This window comes from Moorena sp. SIO4A5, assembly GCF_010672005.1.
Classification (GTDB): domain Bacteria; phylum Cyanobacteriota; class Cyanobacteriia; order Cyanobacteriales; family Coleofasciculaceae; genus Moorena.
This window is the reverse complement of sequence record NZ_JAAHHZ010000592.1, coordinates 1-3,033: the sequence shown is the minus strand read 5'-3', so window position 1 is coordinate 3,033 and position 3,033 is coordinate 1. Positions and strand designations below refer to the sequence as shown.

The following is a 3,033-nucleotide window of genomic DNA, read 5'->3' as shown; positions in this document are numbered from 1 at the left end:
CAGACGCGCTATGTGCATTTAGTGCAGCGACGAGGACAGCCAGGGCATCCATTGGTGACGTTGAATTTAGCCCCTGAAGAAGTTAGGCAGCTAGAGGTGGATTTTCTCTATCCCCCGGATTCGACACCACCCCAGGTGCTGACAGTTCGGACTTTGGAGGGTTAGTAAAGTTGGAAATCGGCTCACAAATGCAAGGTCGCAATTGTGCGATCGCACGATCAAATATTGATCTCAATTCTAGTAGTCTGACGGATTTAGCCTGAATCTGCTATTGTTTAACGTTAGCAGCATACTGAACTTTATCAAAAATAGCTGATGCCAGCAAAAGCGATCAGTATTAACTATTTAGGAGTTTATTTATTGCTGACGAAGTTTTGCCTAAGATCATCAAACCAGCAGAAATGCTTACTCTAGATGATAGAGATGATCTAGTTACGGCAGCCAGTGCCTAGGGATATACCTAGAATTGCTGTCGGCACCAGAACAACTATATCACACTCAGGTTCCTTGATAACTGTTGCTAGATAACTATATGAGACGTTGAACACTTATGCCTTCTCAAACCTTTATCGTGCGTGCTCACACTCGTACGATCCATACCCGTCCAGTTACCTTTTTTTGCCCCAAATGCAATCATATGACGACTCGTGAGTGCTATCCTGGTAAGCCTCCTAAATACTGTCTCGAATGTAGTCCGAGACGGAAACGTCAGCAAGATGAGCTGTATATACCCGAAAAGGGGATGTTCAAGCCAACACACAACTTGGTTAATCTTACCAATGGCCAGAAGACACCAGTATGTCTGGAGAAGTCTCCCCAAGCTGGGTGGCTTTTTGTGAGGACAGCCCTAGATTGGTTTAGCGGGGAAAGCATCATCAAGTATCACACAACTAAAGGGGTTTACAGCCAGGAGGTGCCGTTGGCAGATTATATCGTCGAAGCTCTCCCAGCTGACGAGGTCACCACAGCATTTCCATCAGCTACCTCTGGAAGTAAGACAGACAAGAAGATTACAAAGAAGATTACTCCTGCTAAATCTTCATCAGAGCTAATTTTAGTAGAACCCTACAGTGTGAAGAAGATGTGCGATCGCTTCCGGTGTGGGGACAGGTTACTCAAGAGGATGCGCACTGACCCAAACTTCAGCCAGTGGAGTCGCTCTCGAGATCCCGAGGGCATCACTTGGGAGTATCGGCAAGGAAAATATTTTCCTTTAGTTGATCAGCTTAATCAGGTTAATCAGGAATCATCAGCCACCTCTGAACCTGAAATAGAGGATACTACCCCCACTACTAATGGGTTATCGCAAGGTTTTTTAGTAAAACCCTACAGTGTCAAACAGATGTGCGATCGCTTCCGGTGCGGGGACAGGTTACTCAAGAGGATGCGCACTGAGCCACACTTCAGCCAGTGGAGTCGCTCTCGAGATCCCGAGGGCATCACTTGGGAGTATCGGCAAGGAAAATATTTTCCTTTAGTTGATCAGCTTAATCAGGTTAATCAAGAATCATCAGCCACCTCTGAACCTGAAATAGAGGATACTACTCCCACTACTAATGGGTCATCCCAGGGTTTTTTAGTAAAACCCTACAGTGTCAAACAGATCTGCGATCGCTTCCGTTGTGGGGACAGATTACTCAAGAGGATGCGCACTGAGCCCAACTTCAGCCAGTGGAGTCGCTCTCGGGATCCCGAGGGCATCACTTGGGAGTATCGGAAAGGAAAATATTTTCCTTTAGTTGATCAGCTTAATCAGGTTAATCAAGAATCATCAGACACCTTTGAACCTGAAATAGAGGATACTACTCCCACTACTAATGGGTCATCCCAGGGTTTTTTAGTAAAACCCTACAGTGTCAAACAGATCTGCGATCGCTTCCGTTGTGGGGACAGATTACTCAAGAGGATGCGCACTGAGCCCAACTTCAGCCAGTGGAGTCGCTCTCGGGATCCCGAGGGCATCACTTGGGAGTATCGGCAAGGAAAATACTTTCCTTTAGTTGATCAGCTTAATCAGGTTAATCAAGAATCATCAGACACCTTTGAACCTGAAATAGAGGAGACTACTCCCACCACTAATGGGTCATCCCAGAGTATTTCAGTAGAACCCTACAGTGTCAAACAAATGTGCGATCGCTTCCGTTGTGGGGACAGGTTACTCAAGAGGATGCGCACTGAGCCCAACTTCAGCCAGTGGAGTCGCTCTCGGGATCCCGAGGGCATCACTTGGGAGTATCGGCAAGGAAAATACTTTCCTTTACTTAATCACCAATAGTTCATTAATCTCAAACCAAGTCAGCAGATGCGCGCTTCGTAGCGCCGACGCTACGAAGCGCGCATCTGCTTTATTATTTCTGGGATACGAGAAAGTTTGGTCTTTCCCAACTTGGGGTATCTTCGAGTCTGTTCTGCCTCTTCCCCTTCTCCAGTTTCTAGTCAGGGAAAGTGGTTAGTGATTTTTCCTTTCCCTGGGCTAGCTGCTACGCTCGACCTAACCTTTAGCTGCCATAGATAACATCAGGTCAATCATGCGGTTAGAGTAACCCCACTCATTGTCGTACCAAGAGACAACTTTAAAGAAATTAGAATTAAGTTCCATTCCCGCTCCAGCATCGAAAATGCTTGAATGAGGGTCGCCTTGAAAATCGGTGGACACCACTGGCTCCTCTGTATAACCCAAAATTCCTTTCATCGCCCCAACTGACGCTGCCTTCATTGCTGCACAAATCTCTGGGTAGCTGGTTGCCTTTTGAGTCCTGAAGGTCAAATCTACCACTGATACATCCGGTGTTGGTACCCGTAATGCCATCCCCGTGAGTTTACCTTTCAGTTCCGGTAACACTAGCGTGACAGCTTTGGCCGCACCCGTAGAAGCGGGGATAATGTTCTGAGCAGCACTTCGCCCCCCCCGAAAGTCTTTCTTACTTGGACCATCTACCGTTGGCTGGGTAGCAGTCATGGCATGGACCGTAGTCATTAACCCTTCCGCTAGCCCAAAATTGTCATTAATCACTTTAGCAATGGGAGCAAGAC

Annotated in this window: 3 protein-coding genes; 2 read left to right on the top strand and 1 reads right to left on the bottom strand. The window is 47.0% G+C overall.

Features of this window, described 5'->3' with window-relative positions:
* Both F6K57_RS41525 and F6K57_RS41520 read left to right on the top strand, forming a co-directional pair.
* Window positions 1-165: DUF3370 family protein (locus F6K57_RS41525; RefSeq protein WP_293074988.1), on the top strand; the 165-nt coding region annotated here is incomplete at its 5' end.
* 385 nt (window positions 166-550) lie between these two features.
* Window positions 551-2,275 carry a hypothetical protein gene (locus F6K57_RS41520; RefSeq protein WP_293074985.1) on the top strand — a complete coding sequence of 575 codons (1,725 nt, stop codon included), beginning with the start codon at window positions 551-553 and terminating at the stop codon, window positions 2,273-2,275.
* Between the two features lie 216 nt (window positions 2,276-2,491).
* Here F6K57_RS41520 and F6K57_RS41515 read toward each other — a convergent pair.
* A partial coding sequence (locus F6K57_RS41515; protein WP_293074982.1) for a type I glyceraldehyde-3-phosphate dehydrogenase occupies window positions 2,492-3,033 on the bottom strand: 542 nt, incomplete at its 5' end.